This window comes from Schaalia sp. 19OD2882 (genome assembly GCF_018986735.1).
In the GTDB taxonomy this organism is placed as follows: domain Bacteria; phylum Actinomycetota; class Actinomycetes; order Actinomycetales; family Actinomycetaceae; genus Pauljensenia.
Window position 1 is genome coordinate 1369130 of the sequence record NZ_CP065521.1, and the last position, 23650, is coordinate 1392779.

A 23650-nucleotide genomic window follows, 5' to 3' on the forward strand; every position below is an offset into this window, starting at 1 on the left:
GTTCGTTGGTCCGACGCAACAGGTATCCTGTGCCCGTTGCGCGTTTGTCGCCGTCATGCTATCTGCGACGACGATGCCCGACGCGCACGGATTCCCGAAAATCACGGATTTTCAATGTCTGAATACTGGTACTCAAATATGATGGTCGAAACTCCGAAGCAATCACTTTCCTTCACTTGCGTCTTCTTCGACGTGGACGGCACTCTGGTCGACTCGGGCGGAGCGGTGATCGACACTTTCGTCGAGGTGCTCACCGAGTACCGCCTGCCCGTCCCTTCTCGGGAACACCTGCGTCGCCACGTCGGTCCCCCACTGTGGAGCTCACTGTTGGAACTCGGGACCCCAAAGGACATGCTCGAAACGGTGATCGCGAACTACCGGAGCCGCTACCACGAGCGTTTCCTCGACCCGCCCCTCTTCGAGGGGATCGACCAGGTGGTGAAAGACCTGTCGGCGGCAGGCGTTGCCATGGCCACCGCCACCTCCAAGCAGGAGCCACTGGCTCTGGCCCAGCTCGAACACCTGGGGTTGCTCGACCACTTCACGGTGGTGGCAGGTGCAACCCCGGATCCGGCGTGCACGAAGGCGACTGTGCTGCGCGACGCCTTGGCCCGCTTGGGGGCCGCTGGCGCCGACACCTCTCGCCCGGTGCTGGTCGGGGACCGCCATTTCGACATCGAGGGAGGCCGAGCGGTCGGTGTCCCGGTCATCGGAGTCGGTTGGGGATACGCGTCCGAGGGTGAGCTGGACGGGGCGGACGCCTTCGCCGCGGACCCTGCGGCGCTGTCGCGGCTTCTCCTGCCCCACTGATCGAGCCTGCGCGGACGAACCCCACCTGCCCCAGGGAGCTGGTGCTGCGTCGGGGGTCCGGAACCTGTGTCAGTGGAAGTCGCGTGATCGCACCGGCAGGGGCATGGGCAACTCCCACATGCGATGCGCCTGTACTCCCACTGCGCCGTCACCCTTCTGGATGCGCCCGCGCACCAGCAGCGCGCGCGAGGACAGCGCCGTGCGCCGATTCGCGGCCCACACGTCCTTCGAACAGCTCACGTTGACCAGACCGGCCTCGTCCTCCAGAGACATGAAGGTGATGCCGCGCCCGGTGTGGGGCCGCTGCCGGTGGGTGACCAGCCCTGCGACGGTGACGACCTCGCCGTCCTCGATGTCGGACAATTCCTCGGATCGGCGCACCTGCCGAGTCGCAAGCCACTCGCGCACGTGGGCGATGGGATGGTCTCCGCAGGTCAGCCCCATGGACAGGTGGTCGTGGACAAGTTCCTCGGCCGGAGACATTTCCGGCAGAAGCGGCGCCCTCGTCCCCACTTCGGTACCGGGGATGAAGGGTTGGACCCAGTCGCCGCACCCGACGGCCCCGGCCACCCACAGTCCCTCCCGCCGGCTCATCCCCAAGGAAGCAAGGGCCCCGGCCTTCGCCAGGAGTTCCACCTCCCGGGTGGACAGACGGGCCCGACGCGCCAAGTCCGCGACATCGAGGAAGCGCCCCTCCTTCCGCGCCTCCACGATGCGCTCGGCGGCCTCCCCCAGCCCCTTGACCGACGCCAGGCCCACACGCACACACAGATCGAGGTGGACGTCCAGGGGGACCGGAGCACACTCCTCCGCACGGCCTTCCTCCCCCATGCCCGTCCACGGTGCCGCCTCGGCCTCGACAGCACTGATCTGGACATCGACCGGCCCGATCCTCACCCCGTGGCGCTTGGCGTCGTGGACCAGTGACGAGGACGAGTAGAAACCCATGGGCTGGCTGGCCAGCAGCGCCGCGTAGAAGTGCTCCGGGTGGTGGACCTTGACCCATGCGGAGGCGTAGACGATGTGCGCGAAGGAGAAGGCGTGTGACTCGGGGAAGCCGAAGTCGGCGAATCCGAGCAGCTGGTCGAAGACCTTCTCGGCCACGTCCTGCCCGACTCCACGCGCTGCCATGCCCTCCATGAGATGCGGGCGCAGTTCCTCCATGCGTTCGGGGCTGCGTTTGGACCCCATGGCGCGGCGCAACTGGTCGGCCATCATCGGGGTGAAACCGGCCGCGTCAATGGCGATCTGCATGAGCTGTTCCTGGAAGAGGGGCACGCCCAAGGTCTTTTCCAGTGCGGGTCGAAGCAGCGGATGCAAGTAGGTGACCGGTTCACGTCCGCTCCGCCTGCGCAGATACGGGTTGACGGCGTGCCCTTGGATGGGCCCGGGGCGGATCAGGGCCACCTCGACGACGATGTCGTAGAAGCAACGTGGGCGAAGGCGCGGCAAGGTGTTCATCTGGGCGCGCGACTCGACCTGGAAGACGCCGACGGTGTCGGCGGCGCAGAGCAGGTCGTAGACGCGCGGATCCTCCTCCGGCAGGTTGTGCAATCCCAATGGCTGCCCGTCACGGCCTCGCACCTCGATCTTCCCCAGGGCGTCGAAGGCCTTTCGCAGGGCGGTGAGCATGCCCAGACCCAGCAGGTCGAACTTCACCAGGCCGGCATCCGCACAGTCGTCCTTGTCCCATTGCAGGACGGAGTGCTTCTCCATGGCCGCCCAGTTCAGGGGACAGACTTCGGCGACAGGCGTTTGGGTGAGCACCATTCCCCCGGGGTGGATGCCCATGTGGCGCGGCAGGCGCTGCAGGGCTGCAGCCACCGACAGGACGTGTTGTGGGACGGCGTCCTCCTCGCCCTCGGCGCCCCGTCGGCAGGCCTTGGACCATTGGGTGGCAAGGTCCGGGGCGTACCCCAAGGCCTTGGCGGCGTCACGCACGGCCGAGCGGGGCCGGTAGCTGATGACATTGGCGACGAGGGCGGCCCTGCGTCTGCCGTAGAGCTCGTAGACGTGCTGGATGACCTCCTCGCGCCTGCCCGACTCGATGTCGATGTCGATGTCCGGCGGCCCGGAACGGCCTGTGGACAGGAATCTTTCGAAGAGGAGGCGGTGGCGCACCGCGTCGACGGCGGTGATGCCCAATGCGTAGCAGACCGCGGAGTTGGCGGCCGATCCGCGGCCTTGGCACAGGATGCTCCGCGAGGCGCAAAAGTCGACGATCTCCTTGACGATGAGGAAGTACCCGGGAAAGTCCAGGGTGTTGATGACCTCGAGTTCATGGTCGATGACCTGCCAGGCGCGAGGATTCTGCGCACGTGTGCCGTAGCGTCGCCGAGCCCCCTCTTCCGTGAGTTCACGCAGCCAACTCGCTGGGCTGTGGCCGTCGGGCACATGGGTGCGTGGCAGGTGCGGGGCGGACAGGCGCAGGTCGAAGGCGTGGGTGGCCGCCAGGGCGGCGGCTTCGGCAACGGCCTGCGGGTGGCGCGAGTGGAGGGCGAGCATCTCCCGCGGGCTGCGCAGGAAGGCGCGCAGCGCCGGCAGGTGCTTCTCCGCACCCACGAGGTCGGCGCGTGCTCGTGTGGCTGCCAGGACGTCACCGAGGGCCTGGGAGGAGGGCGAGGCGCAACGCACCGCGCCACTGGCGACCAGTCGTAGGCCTCGGCGGCGGGCCAAGGCGGCCAGGGTGTCGGCCAAGTGCGGGGGGCTGGTGGGGGTCAGGACGGATTCGATGGCCAGGTGTTCCGCGCCGAAGAGGCTGATGAGGTGATCGAGTAGACGTTTCGCGTCGAGTTCGCCCCCGGCGGCGAGGGCGCGCCGCAGAGGCCCTCGGCCGGTGCCGGTCAAAATCGTCCAGTCGTGGGCCTGGGCTGCGAGGTCGGCCAGGTGGTGGGCGCACTCGCGCTGCCCGGGGCGCGACAGGACGTGTTCGGACATGGCTCGGCACAGGTGGCGTCGTCCTTGCGGTGAGGAGGTGAGGACGGGCAGGCGGATGCCGGGGTCCTCGGCTCCTGGGACCAGCCCCCATCCGTTCTGCCCCGCTCCGGGCAGGATCCGGGCAAGGTCGGCCCGCTCCAGGGTGAGTTCGGCCCCGTGGACGACGGGCAGGGCGTGGGTCCTGGCCGCCGTCTGGGTCTGGACGGCCGAGTACATGCCATCGACGTCGAGGACCGCCAAGGCGTCGAGTTCCAGGCGCGCCGCTTCGGCGACGAGGGCAGCGGGCTGGTCGGCCCCGTCGAGGAAGGTGAAGGCTGAGTGGGCGTGGAGCTCGGCATAGGCGGGCTCAGCCTCAGGGACGAGATGCACCCTGCCAGACTACCAGGACATCGAACACCTGTTCGAGTCGGGTGCCAGCGTCCACGCAACACGCACCTCAGGACTCCAGAAGCGCCCTGAGGTCCGCCACCGAGATCCTGGTACCGCTTGCACCACCGTCGACCACCGCCGAGACCAGCTCCCGTTTCCTCTCCTGCAGGGCCAACACCTTCTGTTCCACCGTGTCGCAGGCCGCGAGGCGGTACACGTTGACCTTCTTCGTCTGCCCGATCCGATGGGCGCGGTCGATCGCCTGGGCCTCCACTGCGGGGTTCCACCACGGGTCCATGAGGAACACGTAGTCGGCCTCCGTCAGGGTCAGACCCGTCCCACCGGCCTTGAGGGAGATGAGGAAGACCGGAGCCTCCCCACCGCGGAACTCTCCCACCGCGGCTTCACGGTCACGGGTGGCTCCGGTCAATTCGGCCACAGTGTGCCCACGGCGTTCGACGACCAGCCGGACACGGGTCAGGAAGGAGGTGAACTGACTGAAGACGAGCACCTTGTGTCCCAGCGGCAGCAGTTGGTCCAGTTGGTCGGCCAAGTACTCGACCTTCGCGGAACCGACGCCGGCATGCCTCTCGTCGACCAGCGCGGGGTCCAGGGCAAGCAGGCGCAGACGGGTCAGGGAGGCCAGGACATCCATCCGGTTGCGCCGCATGTCCTTCATGAGGCCGAGGATCCGTGCGCGCTCGCGGGTGAGGTACTGCTCGTAGATGCGCCGGTGTTCGACTCCCAAGTCGATCGGGACCACTTGGACGGTCTTGTCGGGAAGGTCCGGAGCGACCTCGTCCTTGGTCCGTCGCAGGACGAAGGGGCCGACGAGGGCGTGCAGGCGGGTGAGCATGCGCCTGTCCCCGGCTTCCACGGGTTTGCGGAAGCGCTCGTTGAAGGCCTTTTGACCGGGCAACAGGCCCGGAGTGGCCAGGGCCAGCACCGACCACAGGTCCCCCAGAGAGTTTTCCACCGGGGTGCCGGTCACAGCAAAGGTCCACGGGGTCTCCAGGGCGCGCAGAGCCCCGTGGATGGCGGTGCTGGGGTTCTTCACCGCCTGGGCTTCGTCCAGGACCAGTCCGCCCAGAGCGACCTCGGCCCAGTCCTGCGCCTCCAGGCGCACCAGCGTGTAGGAGACGACGAGAACGTCGGCGCCGTCGGCAATGGTGGACAGGTTCTCCTCACGCCTGCGGCCAGTGGCCGAGACGACCCGCAGGACGAGATCGGGGAATCGCGAGGCGGCTTCGTCCCGCCAGGTCGGCAGGACCGAGGTGGGGGTGACCACGAGGACGGGGCCCTCCAGCAGTCCGGCTTCCTTGAGGCTCAGGAGCGCGGAGAGGATCTGGATGGTCTTACCCAGGCCCATGTCGTCGGCGAGGATTCCGCCAAGGCCAAGCATTGCCCGGGTGACGAGCCATTGGCGCCCCTGCTCCTGGTAGGGGCGCAGGTCGACCCGTGCGCGCGTCGATGCGGGAAGGCGTGCCTCCACATCCGCCTGCGTGAGGGCGTCGACGCGTTCACGCCATTTGGGTGCAGCGCAGACGGTGTCGACCATGTCGGACACACCGTCGAGGACTCCCAGGTGGATGGGGCGCAGGCGTGGAGCCTCCGGGTCGGAGTCGGTGAGAGTGGCAGCTTGGGCGAGCAGGGCACGCAGTGTCTCGATGCGCTGACCGTCCAAGCGCACCCACACGCCGTCGACCTCGACATGGTCCTGTTCACGCGCGAGGGCGTCGAGCACCTCACGGATCTCGACCTCATGGCCCGCAAGGAGGATCCGCATGCGCAGGCCGAACCAGTCGTGCTGGTCGTCCTCGTCCACCACCAGGTCGACCCTCATGCCTTCGGGGTCCACCTGGATTGCGCGGACCTCGTCGGAGACGTCCCAGATGAGGTCGGGGTCGCGGATCGCCTCGACTGCCGCGAGAAGCTCCGGGGCCCGCCAGGTCTGCAGGTGAATGGTGGAGGGGCCGGGCTGCCACCAATGGGCGGCCGCACGTCTGCCCTGGGCGTCGACCCTGGCGCAGATTTCACGCAGATCCGGGTCGCTGGCGGCCGGGTCCAGCAGGGTCCTGGAGCGGGCACCGTCGAAGTCGTACTCGACCCACCATCGCACGGCCAGACCACGTCCGTGTTCGACGCGGACGGTGGCCACGAGCGCGCACTTCTGTTCCACCTCGGCACTGAAGGAGGCGTCGCTGGACAGGATTCGCACTTGGCTGCGGGTGCGGTCGAACCACCGGGTCCGGAATTCGGCCAGGTCGGCTGCGGGGACGTGGAGGCCGTCGGGGAGCAGGGCGGCGAAGGTCTCCCCCACTCGCACATGCGCGATCCGTGTCCCTCCGTCGAGCAGGAGCAGCCCATGGTCTGCCGACAGGCGTGTGGTCGGGCGGATCTCGTCCCCCAAAGTGGCCACCACCTCCAGGTGCAGGCCCTTTGGCCCCAGATGCGCGTCCAGGGCCAAGTCCCAGGACGCGGGGTCCAGGTGCAGGGGTGTGAGCGGATCGAGGGCGGCAAGCAGGGTCACCCCGGACCTCACGAGTTGACGCAGCCACGGGATGGCCCCCTCGCCGAGGTCCTCCAGGCAGACCTCTCCTCTGGAACGCCACGCCACACCTTCGCGGGAGAGCCGGTAGCCCTCGCGCATGAGGCAGATGTGGGTGGGGTTGAGTCCTTCGACGACGGATGCCCATTGGGTGGAGGTGATGTCCGCCCAGCTGGCGCGTTTGGCCGTCCAGGTGACGGTGCGTCCCGGGCGCAGGGGCGACAGGCGCACGGGCTGGGAAGGGTCGCTCGCGTCGACGAGGAGGGCCAGTGGTTCTCCTGTGGCTCCACTGCCACCGACGAGGTCGGCCAGGGTGTCGCGCCAGTCCCGCTCGGGGGTCGTTTCCGCACGACGACGTTCGGCTTCTTGGACTTCGAGGAGGACCGACAGCGCGTGTTTGCAGTCGCGGCCGATGCTGCACGCGCATGTGAGCAGCGGGGCGCCGGGGCCCGGGCCGACCCATGCGCTGTACGTGACGCCGGTGGCGGCGACACGCCCGCGGATGCGCCCGTCCTCCAGGTCCTCCACCTGCGCGGGAGACCCGTTCTTTCGCAGGACGAGGGCGGCGCCCCATGTGGCGGGACCGACCATGGCCATGATGTCGGAGTCGTCCAGGGCAGCGATTGCCGCCCTGAGTTCCGCGTTCGTGCCCATCCCGCCAGTCTACGTCGCCTCGGCGAGGGCACCCGGTTCGGGCGGCGGGAAGGCCGAGGCGTTGGGGCACGCGTCCAGGAAGTGTCGTGGCGGGGTGGCATCAGTCGTACAACCCTTCGAGGAACCACTGGCCCGCCCGCTGGACGAGGAGCATGTCGGGGGCCGGACAGGAGCGTGTGGACGTGCCTGTCAGGGCCAGGCGGAGGTAGGCGCGTGGGCCACGGGCACTGTTCCGGTCCTCCCACCAACGCCCGAGGACCAGCCACGGTTCGTGGACCTGGGCGACGTTCGCACGGCTTTCCTGTCTGAAGGGATCGGGCAGTGTTCTTGCAGGCATGCGCATGAGCCCGGGGGGCGGGTGCACGCGTCCACGCTCGTCGATTCGCACGGGTTCCCACCCGCCTGCAGTGGTGGCACCGAGCAGGTCCACGGGCACCGGCGCCTCGAACACCGTGGAAGGCGCGTCTTCGAGCCCGCCGTCCCATTCCCCGTCTCTTGGCACACCCGGTACGTCATGCCCCCAGGGGCGCATGAGGATTCGTGTGCGCGGATCATGGCCCCCCTGCCGAATCGGCTGACACAGCCCCTCGTCCCCCAGTAGTGAACAGATCCGCGTGGCGGAGCGTTCGAGGCGCCTTTCGGCCTCACCGCGGCCCCACAGGGCCTGCTGGTCCGGTCGGGGGTCGAGTTCGCCGGCGATCAGGACCATGTGGACCAGGCCGCCGCTCGGGGCGCCCTCGTCCCCTGTGCCGACCAGGTCGCTCCAGCCGCGGACCAACCACCTCAGGCGTTCGACGACGCGGTCGACGTCCCGGGCGTCGACCCCCTGCCACACTCGTTGTCGTTCCTGACCGGTTTCAGTCCTGGCGCAGGCGGTGAGTCGATGGGAGCCGACGCCACTGCGGTGGAGATGGGCGGCCAAGTCGACAGCACCTGCACGCAGGTGCAGCAGGGCGTCCTCGACCCGGACGGCAGGCGGGTCGAGGTCGATCTCCGTCCGCAGGTCACCGGGAACTCGTCCGGACGTCACGACGGGCACTTCCCCACCGGCGGCCAGGGCCCACAGGTGCTCCGCCGGCCCGCCGAATCTCGTGAGGAAGGCGCGGGCGCCGAGGGCGCGCAGATCACCACATGTGCGCACGCCCAGGACCTCCAAGGAGTCGAGGAGCTCTTGTGTCTCGTCCTGACGGGGCGCAGGAAGGAGGGGGAGGGCTTCGGGCAGGGGAACGGTGTCGAGGAACTCACGATGTGTCTCCTTGGGAACGATGACTCCTCTGCGGGCGGCGGCCAGGGCCGTCAGGGCTCCCGTGGCAATGCCGACCTGTGCTTCTGCCCCGCAGGCCGCGGCGACGGCGTCGATGAGTTCCTCGGCGAGTGCCTCCTCGGAGCCGGCCCAGCGGACCGGTCCTCGTGAGGGGGCCCACGCCAGCCCGGGTCTGAGGCAGACGACATGCGCCGCAAGGGAGTCGAAGGCCTCCAGGACCACTTCAAAGGCCCTGCCTTCCCTGTCGTCATCGCGTGGGAGGACCAGGAGACGGGGGCAGAGGTGACGTGCGGTGGACAAGGGCATCCGGGAGCGAACTCCGTGGCGTCGGGCGGCCGTCGAGGCCAGGAGAACGCGTGGGCCCTCCGCCAGGACGGTGGGGGCACCGGGTGGGGCATCGACCGCCAAGGCACTGACCGGCCACTCCGGGACCCACAGGACCACGCGTCTCATGACACACCCCGTGCGAGAACGGGGGCATCCCCTGCCCATCTGCGGGAAAGTCCCACCCACGGGGACTCGACGAGGATCGTCGTCCCTTCACTCCTGGCGCGGGCCGCGAGGCGACGCTGCTGGATGCGGCTCAGGGACAGTTCTCCCACGCACAGCAGATCGACCCCTTCGATGAGCAGAGCCGCCGCCTCCGGTGCCAAGGGCCCCGGATCCGCAACGACGAGGACCCGGTCCAGGTCCAGGCCGAAGACCCCGGCCGCCTCCCATCCGACGTCGCGCACACCAAGGAAAGCTGCCCAGCCACCCTCGGGTGTGAGGGCCGCCGCTGCCCGCAGTCGCGCACCACACCCTCTGGGCACTTCGAGGACCCCTCCGGGGCGAAGGCCGGTCCCACCCACGCGCAGGCCCAGGTCGTCCTCGACCTTGGCCAGGACGGCACGGGCCGCTTCGAGCCTTTCAGCGGCGTCCGTCATCGGTGCCTCCTTCCCCAGAACCAGACACCCTCACGAACATTTGTTCGAAACAATACGTCCTTTCACCCACATCTGCACACACCCTCCGCATGCCCCTCCCACCCCCGCCCCACTTGGCACACTGGAGAGGTCAGAGCACCCCACAGGGAAGGACAGCCGATGGACCTCTCCACACGACCGATCGCCCCGGAGCCCTACGAACAACTCCCGGCGGTCCCCCGCTTCCTCCTCACCTCCGACGACCTCGTCGACGGGACGCCGATGCCCGCGGCACAGGTCGCTTCCGGTGGCAACACCTCTCCCCACCTGCGCTGGTCGGGTGAGCCCGAAGGGACCCAAGGATTCCTCATCACCTGTTTCGACCCCGACGCCCCCACTCCGGCCGGCTGGTGGCACTGGACCGTCGTGGACGTCGACGCCGCCACCCATGAACTGCCCACCGGGGCAGGCTCCTCCGACCTCGAACTGGACGGGGCCGCCTTCCACCTGCGGGCAGACCACGGCGAAGCCGGGTACCTAGGAGCCGCACCGCCTCCCGGCGACCGCCCCCACCGCTACGTCTTCGCGGTCCACGCGCTGGATGTGCCGACTCTCGGACTGGATGACGAGGCCACACCCACGATGGCTTCCTTCCAGGCCCTCTTCCACACGATCGCCCGCGCCACCCTCACGGTGACGCACGCCGAAGGCGCGTGACTTCCGCCCGCCGGGACCTCGACGGCACTGCGTCGCCGGGGTCCCGCCGCGTTGGTGGCACAATCCAGGGGTGCTCCACATCGTCTTCCTCACCCCGGAAATCCCCGGCAACACCGGTGCCGCGATCCGCCTGTCCGCCTGCACGGGGGCAATGCTCCACCTGGTCGAACCCCTCGGTTTCGACATGGAGGACTCCAAGCTGCGCCGCGCAGGTCTGGACTACCACGACCTGGCACATGTGAAGGTCCACCCGGACCTGGACTCCGCCCTGGCCGAGATCCCCGGACGCGTGTGGGCGCTCACCGGACACGCAAGCACCATGTACACCGGCATTTCCTACGAGGACGGGGACGCGTTGCTGCTCGGCCGCGAATCCACGGGCCTGCCCGAGCAAGCCCTCCGGCACCCGCGTGTGAGCGGGCGCGCACGGATCCACATGCGGCCCGGCGCACGCTCCCTCAACTTGGCCAACTCGGCGTCCATCGCCCTGTACGAGGCCTGGCGACAACTCGGTTTCACCGGAGCGGGTTGAGCCGGGCGCGAACGGCACTTCCTTCCACTTGTGCCCAGCACCACCGCGCCGATTTGCGTCCGTGCAGGACACAGGCCGCCTCGCAGTGGGACAATGGACCTACGTGGGCACGATCTGCCCGCACACCGACATCTAGGAGTGATCACGTGAGCGAGCCCGGATACGACGTCGTCATCCTTGGGGCAGGCTCCGGCGGTTACGCCGCCGCCCTGCGCGCCTCCCAACTCGGACTCAAAGTTGCCCTCATCGAAGGCGACAAGGTCGGCGGCACCTGCCTGCACCGCGGCTGCATCCCCACCAAGGCCTACCTCCACGCCGCCGAAACCGCCGAAGCAGTCAAGGAATCCGCCGCCTTCGGCGTGAACTCGACCTTCGAGGGCATCGACATGACGAAGGTAGGCGCCTACCGCGACTCGGTCATCGGCAAGCTCTTCAAGGGCCTGCAAGGGCTGCTCGCCCAGCGTGGGGTCGAGATCATCCACGGATGGGGACGCCTCGTCGGTCCCGACACCGTCGAGGTCGACGGTCGCCGCGTCACCGGCACCCACGTCGTCCTGGCCACCGGCTCCTACTCCCGCTCGATTCCCGGCCTGGACATCGGTGGGCGGATCATCACCTCCGACCAGGCCCTGCAGATGGAATGGGTGCCCAGCCGGGCGGTCGTCCTGGGCGGCGGAGTCATCGGCCTGGAGTTCGCCTCCGTGTGGCGTTCCTTCGGCGCCGAAGTGACAATCATCGAGGCCCTTCCGCACCTGGCCAACAACGAGGACGAGGCCGTCTCGAAGCTCCTGGAACGCACCTTCCGCAAACGCGGCATCGCCTTCCACACGAACACCCGATTCGCGGGGGCGACCCAGGACGAGTCCGGCGTGCACGTGAGCACCGAGGACGGCAGAACCTTCGACGCGGACGTGCTGCTGGTGGCCGTGGGCCGCGGTCCCGTCACCGAAGGCTTGGGTTACGAGGAACAGGGCATCCGCATGGATCGCGGTTTCGTCCTGGTCGACGAGAAGTTGCACACGGGCGTGGCCAACATTCGCGCCGTCGGTGACATCGTCCCGGGTCTGCAGCTTGCCCACCGCGGTTTCCTCCAGGGAATCTTCGTCGCCGAGGAGATCGCCGGCCTGTCCCCGGCTCCGATCGTCGAATCCGGCATTCCGCGTGTGACCTTCTGTGAGCCCGAGATCGCCTCGGTGGGTCTGACCGAGAAACAGGCGCGCGAGATCCACGGTGATGCCGTGCGCACGGTGGAGTACAACCTGGCGGGCAACGGCAAGTCCAACATCCTGGGCACGGCAGGCTTCGTCAAGCTCGTGTCCGTCCAGGACGGGCCGATCGTGGGATTCCACGCGATCGGCGCGCGTGTGGGCGAACAGGTGGGTGAGGGCGAGCTCCTGGTGAACTGGGAGGCACACCCCGCCGATGTCGCCGCGCTGATCCATGCGCACCCCACGCAGAACGAGTCCATCGGCGAGGCGGCGCTGGCCCTGGCGGGCAAGCCGCTGCACGCGCACAACTGACACGGACACCGACAAGGAGAAACACAATGGCAACTGATGTGACCATGCCCGCTCTGGGCGAGTCGGTGACCGAGGGCACCGTCACCACGTGGCTGAAGAACGTCGGCGACACGGTGGCCGCCGACGAGGCCCTGGTCGAGGTCTCCACCGACAAGGTGGACTCCGAGGTCCCCTCCCCCGTCGCAGGCGTCGTCCTGGAGATCCTCGTCGCCGAGGACGACACCGTCGAGGTCGGCACCGTCATCGCCCGCATCGGCGATGCCGGCGAGGCCTCTGCACCCGCAATCGCACCTGCCCACGTCGCAGCTCCTTCCCCTGTGCCGGTGGCGTCGCCCACCCCGTCTGCGCCTGCGGCTCCTGCGGGTGGCGCGGTCAGCGGCGTCGAGGTGACAATGCCCGCCCTGGGTGAGTCCGTCTCCGAGGGCACCGTCACCACGTGGCTCAAGAGTGTGGGCGATCGCGTGGAGGCCGACGAGGCCCTGCTGGAGGTCTCCACCGACAAGGTGGACTCCGAGGTCCCCTCCCCTGTGGCCGGCTGGGTCGCACAGATCCGTGTGGCCGAGGACGAGACCGTCGAGGTCGGGACCGTGGTGGCGATCATTTCCGAGGTCGAGCTCCATGCAGCCTCTGCTGCGCCTGCTGCTGCACCGGTCCCCGCCGCTCCCGTGGCGCCGGCCGCGCCGGCCACCCCCGCACCGCCAGTCCCGGCTCCCCTTCCGCCGGCACCGGCAGCTCCGGCTGCGCCTGCGGCACCACGTGCTTCGGCCACCACCGGTTACGTGACCCCGATCGTCCGCAAACTCGCCCGTGAAGCCGGCATCGACCTCGCCACCGTGACGGGCACAGGTGTCGGCGGCCGCATCCGCCGCGAGGACGTCGAAGCCGCGATCGCTGCCCAGGCTGCTCCTGCCCCGGCTGCTCCTGCGGTTCCGGCGGCTGCCGCTCTTGGGCGCGAGCCTTCCCCGCTGCGCGGCAAGACCGAGAAGATGACGCGTCTTCGACAGACGATCTCGCGTCGCATGGTCGAGTCCCTGCAGACCGCTGCCCAGCTGACCACGGTCATCGAAGTCGACGTGACGAGGATCGCGACCCTTCGCGCCCGTGCCAAGGATGCCTTCATCCAGCGCGAGCAGACCAAGCTCACCTTCCTGCCCTTCTTCGTCAAGGCCGCCACCGAGGCACTGCCCTACCACCCGAAGGTGAATGCGACGATCAAGGACACCGAGGTCACCTACCACGACCACGAGCACATCGGAATCGCAGTGGACACCGAGCGCGGCCTCCTGGTCCCCGTCATCAAGAACGCCGGTGCCATGTCGCTGGCCGACATCGCCCGTTCCATCAACGACCTGGCCTCCAGGACCCGGGACGGCAAGGCCGGTGCGGACGAGCTCTCCGGTTCGACCTTCACCATCACGAACACGGGTTCGGGTGGTGCCCTGTTCGACACGCCGGTGCTCAACATGCCCGAGACGGCCATCATGGGGGTCGGCACGATCGTCAAGCGCCCTGTGGTCGTCAAGGACTCGTTGGGCAACGACTCGATCGCGATCCGCTCGATGGTCTACTTGTCCATCTCCTACGACCACCGCCTGGTGGACGGTGCTGACGCGTCCCGGTACCTCATGGATGTGAAGAAGCGCTTGGAAGAGGGGGCATTCGAGGCCGAACTGGGCCTGTGAGGCCCTGATTCGACGCCGGGGGCGGGTCCGCGGGGGCCCGCCCCCGGGTGTTGCACCAGGAGCTGCTCAACTCTGGCGTTCGGCGACCTGCACGTTGAGGTCATTGCCCTCCAGATGGAGTTCCAGCCTGACGGGTGGCCCCGCACTGACCGTCCTGCAGGTGCCTGCCTCACAGCGCTCATGCTCTTCCTGTCGGACCTCGACCGCGACCGTGACATGCAAGTCGACGCCCGCGCCGGTGCAGGTCACCTCGCCGATCGACAACAGTGTGGTGTCATAGCCTCGAAGCTCCACTTTGCGCTCCGCCAGGCTCGTGATGAGCTCCTGGTCGGAGGCGAGAAGCGGGCCTCCGACAAGCCCTTCCAACCCGGAGCCGTCCTGCGCGCCCAGCGCGGTGTCGCGCGCATCGATCACTTCTTGAATCCTCGCCGCGAGTCTGCCCGGCGTGGGGCAAACTCCTCCTGCAACCGCCCCTGCAGACGCACTTGCGTCGCCGGTGCCACCTGCGTCTGCACGAAGGATCCCTTGGGTCAGGCCCAGTCCGACGCCGATCCCCAGTGACGCGACCGCCGCCGTGACCAGGGCGATGCGGCGCGCTCCCGCGCCCACCAGCGGGCGGGGTCGCGAGGAGGTCCGGCCCTTTGCCACTGCGATGGCCGACGCCTCGTCTCGACCGACCTCGCCCTTGTCGGCTCCCCGCGTCGGCGTGCGAGCGGCAGCTGCCCGCAGCGCCGCCACCGCTCCTTCGGGGGTCACCGACTCGGGCAGCGTGGGCCCTGCGGCATCGTTGTCCACATCCACCATGGCGGACGCGTCGGGCACCCGAACCCCCAGGGTCTGTGCAAGTCGCTCCAGGGCGGCAAGGTCTCCTTCGGCGGTCTTGGGCAGGTCCGCATTCCACCCGGGCGTTCCACCGCCCTCGCCGACCTCTTCACCGACGTCGACCAGGACGGCTCCCCTGCGCGGATGGACGAGGATGTTGGAGGGTGAGACATCCGTGTGGACCAAGCCCGCTCGGTGCAGCTCCGTCAGTGCCGCCTTGATGTCGGCGAGGATCCTTCGCGCCTGTTTCGGGCGCACGGGATCGGGGGCCTCGAGCAGGGCGTCGAGGGGACGTCCGGACACGCGCTCCTGGACGAGGGCGACGCGCCCGTCCTCGTGGGCGACGACGTCGACGAGACGCACGACATGGGGGCTGTCCACCTGCGCCCAGAGTCGCCAGCGTTCGACGAGGGCTTCGGCCTCCTCGGCCGTGTGGATGCGGAGCAGGGCGGGTGCCCCGTCCTGGTCGCATGTGCTCCACATGGGGCCCGAGGCAGTCATGTGGACGACTGGCCCCAGTTCATAGCCGTTGATCTCCATGTTCCCATCTTCCGACATTTGTCGCGCGCGCAACAGGGTTCGGGAGGTTCTGTGGATGCGCTCTCGCCGGTTCTGCACCGGGCCGCGGACACGTAGACTGGTGGAGCCATGAGTGAGAAGACCCCCTCCCCGAAGAAGCGTCGCTGGTACCACAACCTCGCCGACGCGTACACGATCACCGCCCGGACCTACACGTGGATCCCGTGGGCGCTCGCAGGAGCAGCCCTGGCCTCGATCACCATCGCCCTTGTCCTTGCCTGGGCCACTTCCGGAACCTTGGCCACCTATCTGTCCTGGGGGCTCGTCGGGGTGCTGACCGGCGCACTGGCCGCCATGGCGCTGCTCGCCTGGCTGGTCCGACCCGCGATGTACCAGCAGATCGACGGCACGCTGGGTGCCGTGTACGCGGTCCTGTCCCAGATCAAGTCCGGATGGATCGTCTCCGAGGAGCCCATTGCGGGAACCCGGAACAAGGACATCGTCTGGCGCATCATCGGCCGCCCGGGCGTGGTCCTCATCTCCGAAGGTCCGAGCTCGCGTGTACGCCCCTTGCTCGAGGCCGAGCGCAAGAAGGTCATGCGGGTGGCCAAGAACGTTCCGGTGCACCTCATCGAGGTCGGCAACGACGATCACCAGGTTCCTCTGAAGAAGCTCGAAGGCACACTGCGCCGCCTGAAGAACGTGCTGACGAAGGAAGAGGTCCCCGCAATCAGCCAACGCCTGGCGGCACTTTCCCGTGCGGGTGCCTCCATTCCCAAGGGCGTCGACCTGACGCGGGTGCGCCCCAGCCGTCGGGCCCTTCGCGGTCGCTGACCCACGATGTGAGACACCCACCTGCATGACTATGCGCCTATGCGCATAATTGGCGCAGCATCGAACACGACGAGAGGTACCCACATGCGTAAGGCCACCATTCCCGTCCTCGCGATGGCCATCGGCGCCATTGCCCTTGCAGGTTGCGCCGATCCCGACCAGACGGGCGATGACACCCCCTCCGGATCCCTCCAGTCCGCCGTCGATGTCATCCCCTACGGCCTGTCCTCCGTCGAGAAGGTCGACGAGATCGCCGCCATGGTGCCCGAGGCAGTGAAGAAGGCCGGCGTCCTGCGCAACGGTGCCTCCACCGACTACGCCCCCGGCGAATTCCGCGCCGCCGACGGGCAGACACCCGTGGGATACGACGTCGACCTGGTCAATGCCATCGCCAAGGTCATGGGTCTTGAGAAGGGCGAGACCACCCACGCGGAGTTCCCGACGATCATTCCGGCCTTGGGAAGCAAATTCGATGTGGGCGCCTCCTCCTTCACCATCACCCCCGAGCGCCTCCGGCAGGTCCACATGGTCTCCTACGTCGAGGTCGGTTCCGCCTACGCCGTGGCCAAGGGCAACCCGAAGTCCTTCGACGCCAAGAACGTGTGCGGCAAGACCATCGGCGTCCAGAACGGCACCTACCAGCAGGACTACGCGGACAAGCTCTCCGAGGAATGCGTCGCAGCGGGCAAGGAGAAGATCCGGGTCATGCCGCACGACCTGCAGTCCGACGTGGCCACCAAGGTCATCGGCGGCCAGTACGACGCCACCTTGGCCGACTCCACCGTCATCGGCTACGCGGTCAAGCTCTCCGGTGGTGAACTCGAGCAGATCGGCGACGTCATCGAGTCCGCCCCCCAGGGAATTGCGGTGGCCAAGAACGACGAACAACTGGCCAAGGCCGTCCAGGCCGCCGTGCAGCACCTCATGGATGACGGCACCCTGACCAGGATCCTGGCCCCCTACGGCGCCGAGAGTGCAGCCCTGACCAAGGCGGAACTCGACCCCGCCCAGTGAGCCGCTTCACGTGAGGAATCAGATGCCCAAGGACACTGCCCCCATCGACTTCATCGTCTCCCGCCCGGCTCCCAGGCCCGGCCGTTGGGTGTCGGCCGTCATCGTCGCGGTGCTCGCAGTGGCCCTCATCCATGGCTTGGTCACGAACGAGAAGTACCAGTGGGCGGTCGCCGGGCGCTGGATCTTCTCACAGACGATCCTCCAGGGCTTGGGTTTCACACTTCTCCTCACGGTCATCGCCATGGTCGTCGGCACGGCCCTGGCCATCACCATGGCGATCATGCGCCAGTCGATCAATCCCGTGCTGCGTTGGGTCGCCACCCTCTACATCTGGTTCTTCCGCGGCACCCCGATCTACACGCAGTTGATCTTCTGGTCCCTGCTCCCGGTTCTGTACCCGACGGTGGTTTTGGGCGTTCCTTTCGGCCCGGAGCTCTTCTCCTTCCAGATGGTCGACGTCTTCACCCCCTTCTGGATGGCGTGCGTGGGATTGTCCCTCAACGAGGGCGCCTACTTGGCGGAGATCATGCGCGCCGGACTGCTGTCGGTGGACAAGGGCCAGTGGGAGGCGGCGACGGCTCTTGGCATGCCGCGTCCCCTCATCTTCCGACGCATCATCCTTCCCCAGGCGATGCGGGTCATCGTCCCGCCCATCGGGAACGAAACCATCTCCATGCTCAAGACGACCTCCCTGGTCGCGGCAATCCCCTTCACCCTTGAACTCACCTTCGTCGCCGCGGACAAGGGGCAGCGTCTCTTCCAGCCCGTGCCTTTGCTCATTGCGGCGGCTTTCTGGTACCTGGTGGTCACGACCATCCTCATGTGGGTCCAGTCGCACATCGAGAAGTACTTCTCGAAGGGCTTCGAACGGCATGAGGGCAAACATCGTCCCGGCGCAGACGCTCATGCAGAGAACGCATTCATCGAGGTGACCCCGTGACCCACCAGCCCCCTGTCCCATCCAACTCACCCATGGTCAGCGTGCGCGGAGTCCACAAGTTCTTCGGCTCGTTGCACGTCCTGCGCGGAATCGACCTGGACATCGCCCCCGGTGAGGTCTGTGTGATCCTCGGCCCGTCGGGCTCGGGAAAGTCGACACTGCTGCGCTGTCTCAACCAGTTGGAAACCATCTCCGCGGGCCGCATCGAGATCGAAGGTGAACTCCTCGGCTACCGGGAAGAGGAACGGGGCGGAAAGATCGTCCTGCACGACCTGTCCGACGCGCAGATCGCCGAGCAACGTTCGCACATCGGCATGGTCTTCCAACGTTTCAACCTCTTCCCCCACATGACGGCCCTGGACAACGTCATGGAGGCGCCCGTGCGTGTGAAGAAGACCGCCAAGGAGTCCGCCCGGGCCACGGCGCTGGACCTGCTGGCAAAGGTGGGACTGGCCGACCGCGCGGACCACTACCCCTCGGAACTGTCCGGAGGTCAACAGCAGCGCGTCGCGATTGCCCGCGCCATGGCCATGGAGCCCGAACTCATGCTCTTCGACGAGCCGACCTCCGCCCTCGACCCGGAGTTGGTGGGTGAGGTCCTGGGCGTCATGAAGGACTTGGCTGCTTCGGGAATGACGATGGTCGTCGTCACCCACGAAGTCGGCTTCGCCCGCGAGGTGGCCGACACGGTGATCTTCATGGACGAAGGCGTCGTCGTCGAGAAGGGCAGACCCGAGGAGGTCATCGACTCCCCGCGCGAGGCCCGCACCAAGGAATTCTTCTCCAAGGTCCTGTGAACTCCGCTCCGCCCAGGCGTCGCCCCTCAGGTCAGGGACACCAGGTCCAGGTACGAGTCGTCCCACAGGTCCTCGTCCGCGTCGGGCAACAGCAGGACCCGGTCGGGTTCGAGGGCGACGACGGCTCCCGGATCGTGGGTCACCAGGACCACGGCACCCTCGTAACTGTGCAGGGCCGACAGGACCTCCTCACGCGAAGCGGGGTCCAGGTTGTTCGTCGGCTCGTCCAGCAACAGGACGTTGGCGCCGGACACCACCAGTGTGGCCAGAGCCAGCCTGGTCTTCTCCCCACCTGAGAGCACCGCGACCGGCTTGTCCACGTCGTCGCCACTGAAGAGGAACTGGCCGAGGACCGAACGCACGCGGGTGTCATCCAGCTCGGGGGCGCTGCGCGCCATGTTCTCCTCCACGGTGGCCGACAGGTCCAGGGTGTCGTGCTCCTGGGCGTAGTAGCCCAAGCGCAGGCCGTGGCCCGCGACGACCTCGCCCGTGTCGGGTTCCTCGATGCCGGACAGCAGACGCAACAGCGTCGTCTTGCCAGCACCGTTGAGCCCCAGGACGACGACCTTGGCTCCCTTGTCGATGGCCAGGTCGACACCGGTGAACACTTCCAAGGAGCCGTAGGACTTCGACAGGGCCTCCGCCGTGAGCGGCACCTTGCCGCAGGGGGCAGGATCTGGAAAACGCAGGTGGGCGACCTTGTCCTGGCGTCGCTCCTGACCGACGGAAGCGAGCAGTTCCTCGGCGCGGCGCAGCATCTGCTGTGCGGCGGCGGCCTTGGTGGCCTTGTAGCGCATCTTCTCGCCCTGGGCGCGCAACTGCTCGGCCTTCTTCACGGCGACGGCGCGTTCCTTGCGGCGGCGGCGTTCATCCTCTTCGCGCTGCTTGAGGTAGGCGGCCCAGCCCAAGTGGTAGATGTCGACCTCGGCGCGTGTGGCGTCCAGGTAGAGGACCTGATTGACGGTCTCGTCCAGCAATTTCACGTCGTGGGAGATGACCATGATCCCGCCGGGAAAGGTCTTGATCCAGTCCCGCAGCCACAGGATCGAATCGTGGTCCAGGTGGTTCGTCGGTTCGTCGAGCAGCAGGACATCGGCCCCTGAGAAGAGGACACGTGCCAGTTCGACCCGTCGGCGCTGGCCGCCAGACAGGGTGCCCACCGGCTGGTCGAGCACCCGGTCGGACAGGCCCAAGGAGTTGGCGATCCGGGCGGCCTCGGCATTGGCGGCCCATCCACCGGCGTTGGTGAACTCCTGGTCGAGGCGCACGTATCGTTCCATCGCCTTGATCTGCCGCGCCCCTTCCTGGGTCGACATCTCGTGTTCGGCCTTGCGGATGCGGCGGATGATCTCGTCGATGCCGCGCACCGAAATGATCCGGTCGCGGGCCAGTTGTTCCTGGTCGCCCACAGTGGTGTCCTGCGGCAGGTAGCCGACGGTCCCGTTGGTGGAGATCGTCCCCTCGAACTCGGCGGCCCCGTGGTCCCTCTGCCCCGCCAGCAGGCGCATGGTCGTCGTCTTGCCGGCGCCGTTGCGTCCAACCAGGCCGATGCACATGCCTTTGTCGATGCGCAGGTTCAGACCCGTGACGAGGGCGCGCGCGCCGATGCGCAGGGAGAAGTCCTGGACGTTGATCACCGGCCAAGTCTACGTGGTCCCTGCTCGGCCCCCGCCACGGTGAAGTACGCCGGAAGGCCCTCACCTCCCGCCTGGACTCGCCACCAGGGCGCCGCCGCTCCGGACAGGCACGACGCTCCATGTGAACAGGTCCACCCGCGTATCGACCCCCACCTGCACCTCACCCGGTGGACTGTGAGGGAGAATTGAACGTCATCGCAATCACCGACCTGGAAGAGACGACATGCCCGAAGATCCCACACACACCACCAGTCCACGGATCTTCGACGTGGTGGCTGTGCTCTTCGTCGCCTTCCTGCTCATCTCGAACATCGTCGCCACGAAGATCACCGCCCTCGACATGGGCCCCGTGCACTTGGTCTTCGACGGCGGGGCGATCCTCTTCCCCCTGACCTACGTCCTCGGTGACGTGCTGGCGGAAGTCTACGGATTTGCCCGGGCCCGCCGCGTGGTGGTGCTCGGATTCGCGGTCTCACTGCTGGCTTCCCTGACCTTCTGGCTCGTCCAGGTCGCGCCGGTCGGCCCCGGCTACACGAACCAAGCCGCTTACGAGGCCGTCCTCGGCTTCGTCCCACGCATTGTCGCCGCCTCCGTCCTGGGGTACCTGGCCGGGCAACTCGTCAATGCCCTGGTGCTCGTGCGGATCAGGCGCCGATGGGGACCCAAGCACCTGTGGGCGCGCCTGGTCGGCTCGACCCTGGTGGGCGAGGCCCTTGACACGCTGATATTTTGCACGGTGGCCTTCATCGGGGTCATTCCCGCAGGCGAGTTCCTCAACTACGTGCTCACCGGCTACGTGTACAAGGTGGGCGTCGAGGTGCTGCTGCTGCCCGTCACCTACCGGGTCATTGCCGGTGTGCGCCGCGTCGAGCGGCTCCGACACGACGAGGTCCTGGCCGCATGAACACCGACTGGCTGGCACAGGCCCCGCCCACATTCGTGGAAGCCGACGGCACCCGGGTCAGGGACCGCGGATTCGACGTGGGCACCCGCCTGGAAACCGGACCGGGCCTGGGCCGCACCGGAGTGGTGCACACCGCCCACGGCACCATCCGCACCCCCGCCTTCATCCCCGTGGGCACCAAGGCCACCGTCAAGGCCCTGATCCCGGAGATGGTCCAGGCCCTGGGCGCCCAGGCGGTCCTGGCCAACGCCTACCACCTCTACCTGCAGCCCGGCGCCGACATCGTCGACGAGGCAGGCGGCTTCGGCGCCTTCATGAACTGGTCCGGACCCACCTACACCGACTCCGGCGGCTTCCAGGTCCTCTCCCTGGGGTCGGGATTCAAGAAGGTCCTCTCGCAAGAGTTCTCCGGCACCGCCGACCTGGACGACCCGAAGCTGCGCATGCAGGCCGTGAAGGCCTCCCGCGCCGTCATCGACGAGGATTCGGTGACCTTCAAGAGCCACATCGACGGCACCACGCACCGCTTCACCCCGGAAGTGTCGATGGGCATCCAGCACAAGTTGGGCTCCGACGTGATGTTCGCCTTCGACGAGCTCACCTCCCTCCTGCACCCCCGGGACTACCAGGAGGAATCCTTGGACCGCACCCACAGGTGGGCACGGCGCTGCCTTGCCGAGCACAGGCGCCTGACCGAGGAGCGCGCGGACAAGCCCTACCAGCAGCTGTGGGGCGTCGTCCAAGGCGCGCAGTACCAGGACCTGCGGCGCAGGGCCGCCCGCACCCTGTCCGACATGGACGAGGACGGGATGCGTTTCGACGGATTCGGAGTCGGTGGGGCACTGGAGAAGGAGAACCTGGGAAGAATCGTGTCCTGGGTCTGTGAGGAGCTCGATGAACATCGCCCTCGTCACCTGTTGGGCATCTCCGAGCCTGACGACCTCTTCGCCGCAGTGGCGGCCGGCGCCGACACCTTCGACTGCGTGAATCCCTCCCGCGTGGCCCGCAATGCCGCGGTGTACACCCCCGACGGGCGCTTCAACATCACGAATTCACGATTCAAGCGGGACTTCACGCCGCTGGTGGACGGCTGCGGGTGCTACACGTGCACGCACTACACTCGCGCCTACGTCCACCATCTGTTCAAGGCCAAGGAGATCCTCTCGGCCACACTGACGACGATCCACAACGAGTGGTTCACCGTGCGACTCGTGGACGCCATCCGTGAGTCCATCGAATGCGGTCAATTCGACGACTTCAGGGACGACATGGTCGGACGATTCACCCACAGTGGAAGGACTGGTGCCAGATGAGCTTCAATGAAGGAGTGCGCTCGGACTCCGGTCGTGTGAGTTCTTCTCGCGGGGGGCGCACCGGACGCGGAGTGGCCCTGGGGGGAGGCGGTTCGATCATCGCCCTCATCGCCGTGTTCCTCCTGTCCCAGTACACGGGGATCGACCTGACCGGCCTGCTCGGACAGGGCGGCTCCTTCAGCGAGTCGACGACGACCACTCCGGGCATCGACCTCAGCGCCTGCACGACGGGAAGGGCGGCCAACGAACGAACGGAGTGCCGCATGGTGACCACCGCGGACTCCCTGGACATCGTGTGGACCACCCAAATGGCGGGTCAGGCCCCTCAGACCCACTACCGAGCACCGGGATTCACCCTCTTCGAGAACGCGGTGAGCACCGGCTGCGGGAACGCCACCTCCGCCACCGGCCCCTTCTACTGTCCGACGGATGCATCTGTGTATCTGGACCTCAACTTCTTCGCGCAGATGGAGCGTGATTTCGGGGCGGAGAACGCGCCGCTGGCCCAGGAGTACGTCGTCGCCCACGAGTGGGGACACCACATCCAGAACCTCATGGGCACCTTCGGGATCCACGACGCCCACCAAGCCGGAGCCGATGGCGAGGGCGTGCGCATGGAGTTGCAGGCCGACTGCTATGCCGGCATCTGGATGCACTGGGCTTCACGCACCATCGACCCCGACTCGGGCGTCACCTTCCTCAAACAGCCCACCCGCGCCCAGATCGACGACGCACTGAAGACTGCGGCCTCCATCGGCGATGACCGCATCCAGGAGCGCTACCAAGGGCGGGCGACACCGGACACATGGACCCACGGCGCCGCAGAGCAGCGTGCCCGGTGGTTGATGACCGGTCTGGAGACCGGGTCCGTGGCGGCGTGCGACACCTTCTCCGCCGAGAAGCTCTGAGGCCCGGCGTTCACAGGTCATTCG

General features: G+C 67.6%; 18 protein-coding genes. 12 read left to right on the plus strand and 6 right to left on the minus strand.

The annotated features are described in order from the left end of the window. The first annotated feature begins 114 nt into the window (after nt 1–114). Nucleotides 115–810: an HAD hydrolase-like protein gene (locus I6B53_RS06070; protein WP_253953789.1), complete on the plus strand. Its 696-nt coding sequence runs from the start codon at nt 115–117 to the stop codon at nt 808–810. 69 nt (nt 811–879) lie between these two features. On the opposite strand, the gene I6B53_RS06075 is transcribed toward I6B53_RS06070, so the two are convergent. The 4 genes from I6B53_RS06075 to I6B53_RS06090 all read right to left on the minus strand — a co-directional run bounded on the left by I6B53_RS06075 (nt 880) and on the right by I6B53_RS06090 (nt 9508). Continuing rightward, entirely contained in the window at nt 880–4116 is a 3237-nt protein-coding gene (locus I6B53_RS06075) for an error-prone DNA polymerase (protein ID WP_216763346.1), read from the minus strand. Between the two features lie 67 nt (nt 4117–4183). Then, nucleotides 4184–7318, minus strand: coding sequence for a DEAD/DEAH box helicase (locus I6B53_RS06080; RefSeq protein ID WP_216763348.1), 3135 nt, complete (start codon nt 7316–7318; stop codon nt 4184–4186). Between the two features lie 100 nt (nt 7319–7418). Further along, the gene (locus tag I6B53_RS06085) at nt 7419–9035 is read right to left on the minus strand and encodes a DNA polymerase Y family protein (RefSeq protein ID WP_216763350.1); all 1617 of its coding nucleotides are present in this window, start codon (nt 9033–9035) and stop codon (nt 7419–7421) included. Continuing rightward, nucleotides 9032–9508 (minus strand): hypothetical protein, encoded by a 477-nt coding sequence (locus I6B53_RS06090; protein WP_216763352.1) that lies wholly within the window; start codon nt 9506–9508, stop codon nt 9032–9034. Before I6B53_RS06090 ends, I6B53_RS06085 begins: the two co-directional genes overlap by 4 nt. Before the next feature lie 159 nt (nt 9509–9667). Between I6B53_RS06090 and I6B53_RS06095 the strand changes: the two genes are divergently transcribed. The 4 genes from I6B53_RS06095 (at nt 9668) to sucB (ending at nt 13938) form a co-directional block, all read left to right on the plus strand. After that, nucleotides 9668–10204 carry a YbhB/YbcL family Raf kinase inhibitor-like protein gene (locus I6B53_RS06095; protein WP_216763354.1) on the plus strand — a complete coding sequence of 179 codons (537 nt, stop codon included), beginning with the start codon at nt 9668–9670 and terminating at the stop codon, nt 10202–10204. 70 nt (nt 10205–10274) lie between these two features. Continuing rightward, on the plus strand, nt 10275–10736 hold the full coding sequence (locus tag I6B53_RS06100; RefSeq protein ID WP_216763355.1) for a tRNA (cytidine(34)-2'-O)-methyltransferase: 462 nt from the start codon (nt 10275–10277) through the stop codon (nt 10734–10736). Between the two features lie 146 nt (nt 10737–10882). Then, the gene (lpdA, locus tag I6B53_RS06105) at nt 10883–12256 is read left to right on the plus strand and encodes a dihydrolipoyl dehydrogenase (RefSeq protein WP_216763357.1); all 1374 of its coding nucleotides are present in this window, start codon (nt 10883–10885) and stop codon (nt 12254–12256) included. A gap of 26 nt (nt 12257–12282) precedes the next feature. Next, a complete protein-coding gene (gene sucB, locus I6B53_RS06110) occupies nt 12283–13938 on the plus strand; it encodes a 2-oxoglutarate dehydrogenase, E2 component, dihydrolipoamide succinyltransferase (RefSeq protein ID WP_216763358.1) in 1656 nt (551 codons plus the stop codon). A 66-nt stretch (nt 13939–14004) separates the two neighbouring features. Here the strand turns inward: sucB and I6B53_RS06115 are convergent, their stop codons facing one another. Further along, nucleotides 14005–15300: a protein kinase gene (locus I6B53_RS06115; RefSeq protein WP_216763360.1), complete on the minus strand. Its 1296-nt coding sequence runs from the start codon at nt 15298–15300 to the stop codon at nt 14005–14007. Between the two features lie 108 nt (nt 15301–15408). Between I6B53_RS06115 and I6B53_RS06120 the strand changes: the two genes are divergently transcribed. The 4 genes from I6B53_RS06120 (at nt 15409) to I6B53_RS06135 (ending at nt 18864) form a co-directional block, all read left to right on the plus strand. Continuing rightward, the gene (locus tag I6B53_RS06120; RefSeq protein ID WP_216763362.1) at nt 15409–16113 is read left to right on the plus strand and encodes a DUF4191 domain-containing protein; all 705 of its coding nucleotides are present in this window, start codon (nt 15409–15411) and stop codon (nt 16111–16113) included. Nucleotides 16114–16197: 84 nt separating this feature from the next. Further along, entirely contained in the window at nt 16198–17127 is a 930-nt protein-coding gene (locus tag I6B53_RS06125; protein WP_216763364.1) for an ABC transporter substrate-binding protein, read from the plus strand. Between the two features lie 22 nt (nt 17128–17149). After that, nucleotides 17150–18067, plus strand: a complete 918-nt coding sequence (locus I6B53_RS06130) for an amino acid ABC transporter permease (protein WP_216763365.1) — start codon at nt 17150–17152, stop codon at nt 18065–18067. Between the two features lie 32 nt (nt 18068–18099). Beyond that, on the plus strand, nt 18100–18864 hold the full coding sequence (locus I6B53_RS06135) for an amino acid ABC transporter ATP-binding protein (RefSeq protein ID WP_216763367.1): 765 nt from the start codon (nt 18100–18102) through the stop codon (nt 18862–18864). A 26-nt stretch (nt 18865–18890) separates the two neighbouring features. Here the strand turns inward: I6B53_RS06135 and I6B53_RS06140 are convergent, their stop codons facing one another. Next, the gene (locus I6B53_RS06140; protein WP_216763369.1) at nt 18891–20501 is read right to left on the minus strand and encodes an ABC-F family ATP-binding cassette domain-containing protein; all 1611 of its coding nucleotides are present in this window, start codon (nt 20499–20501) and stop codon (nt 18891–18893) included. A gap of 223 nt (nt 20502–20724) precedes the next feature. Between I6B53_RS06140 and I6B53_RS06145 the strand changes: the two genes are divergently transcribed. From I6B53_RS06145 to I6B53_RS06155, 3 genes are read left to right on the plus strand one after another with little or no spacing between them, the layout of a single operon-like run. Further along, nucleotides 20725–21405, plus strand: coding sequence for a queuosine precursor transporter (locus I6B53_RS06145; protein WP_216763371.1), 681 nt, complete (start codon nt 20725–20727; stop codon nt 21403–21405). Next, on the plus strand, nt 21402–22718 hold the full coding sequence (gene tgt, locus I6B53_RS06150) for a tRNA guanosine(34) transglycosylase Tgt (RefSeq protein ID WP_216763373.1): 1317 nt from the start codon (nt 21402–21404) through the stop codon (nt 22716–22718). Before I6B53_RS06145 ends, tgt begins: the two co-directional genes overlap by 4 nt. After that, nucleotides 22715–23626: a neutral zinc metallopeptidase gene (locus I6B53_RS06155; RefSeq protein WP_216763375.1), complete on the plus strand. Its 912-nt coding sequence runs from the start codon at nt 22715–22717 to the stop codon at nt 23624–23626. The genes tgt and I6B53_RS06155 overlap by 4 nt, the downstream gene beginning before the upstream one ends. Nucleotides 23627–23650 lie beyond the last annotated feature (24 nt).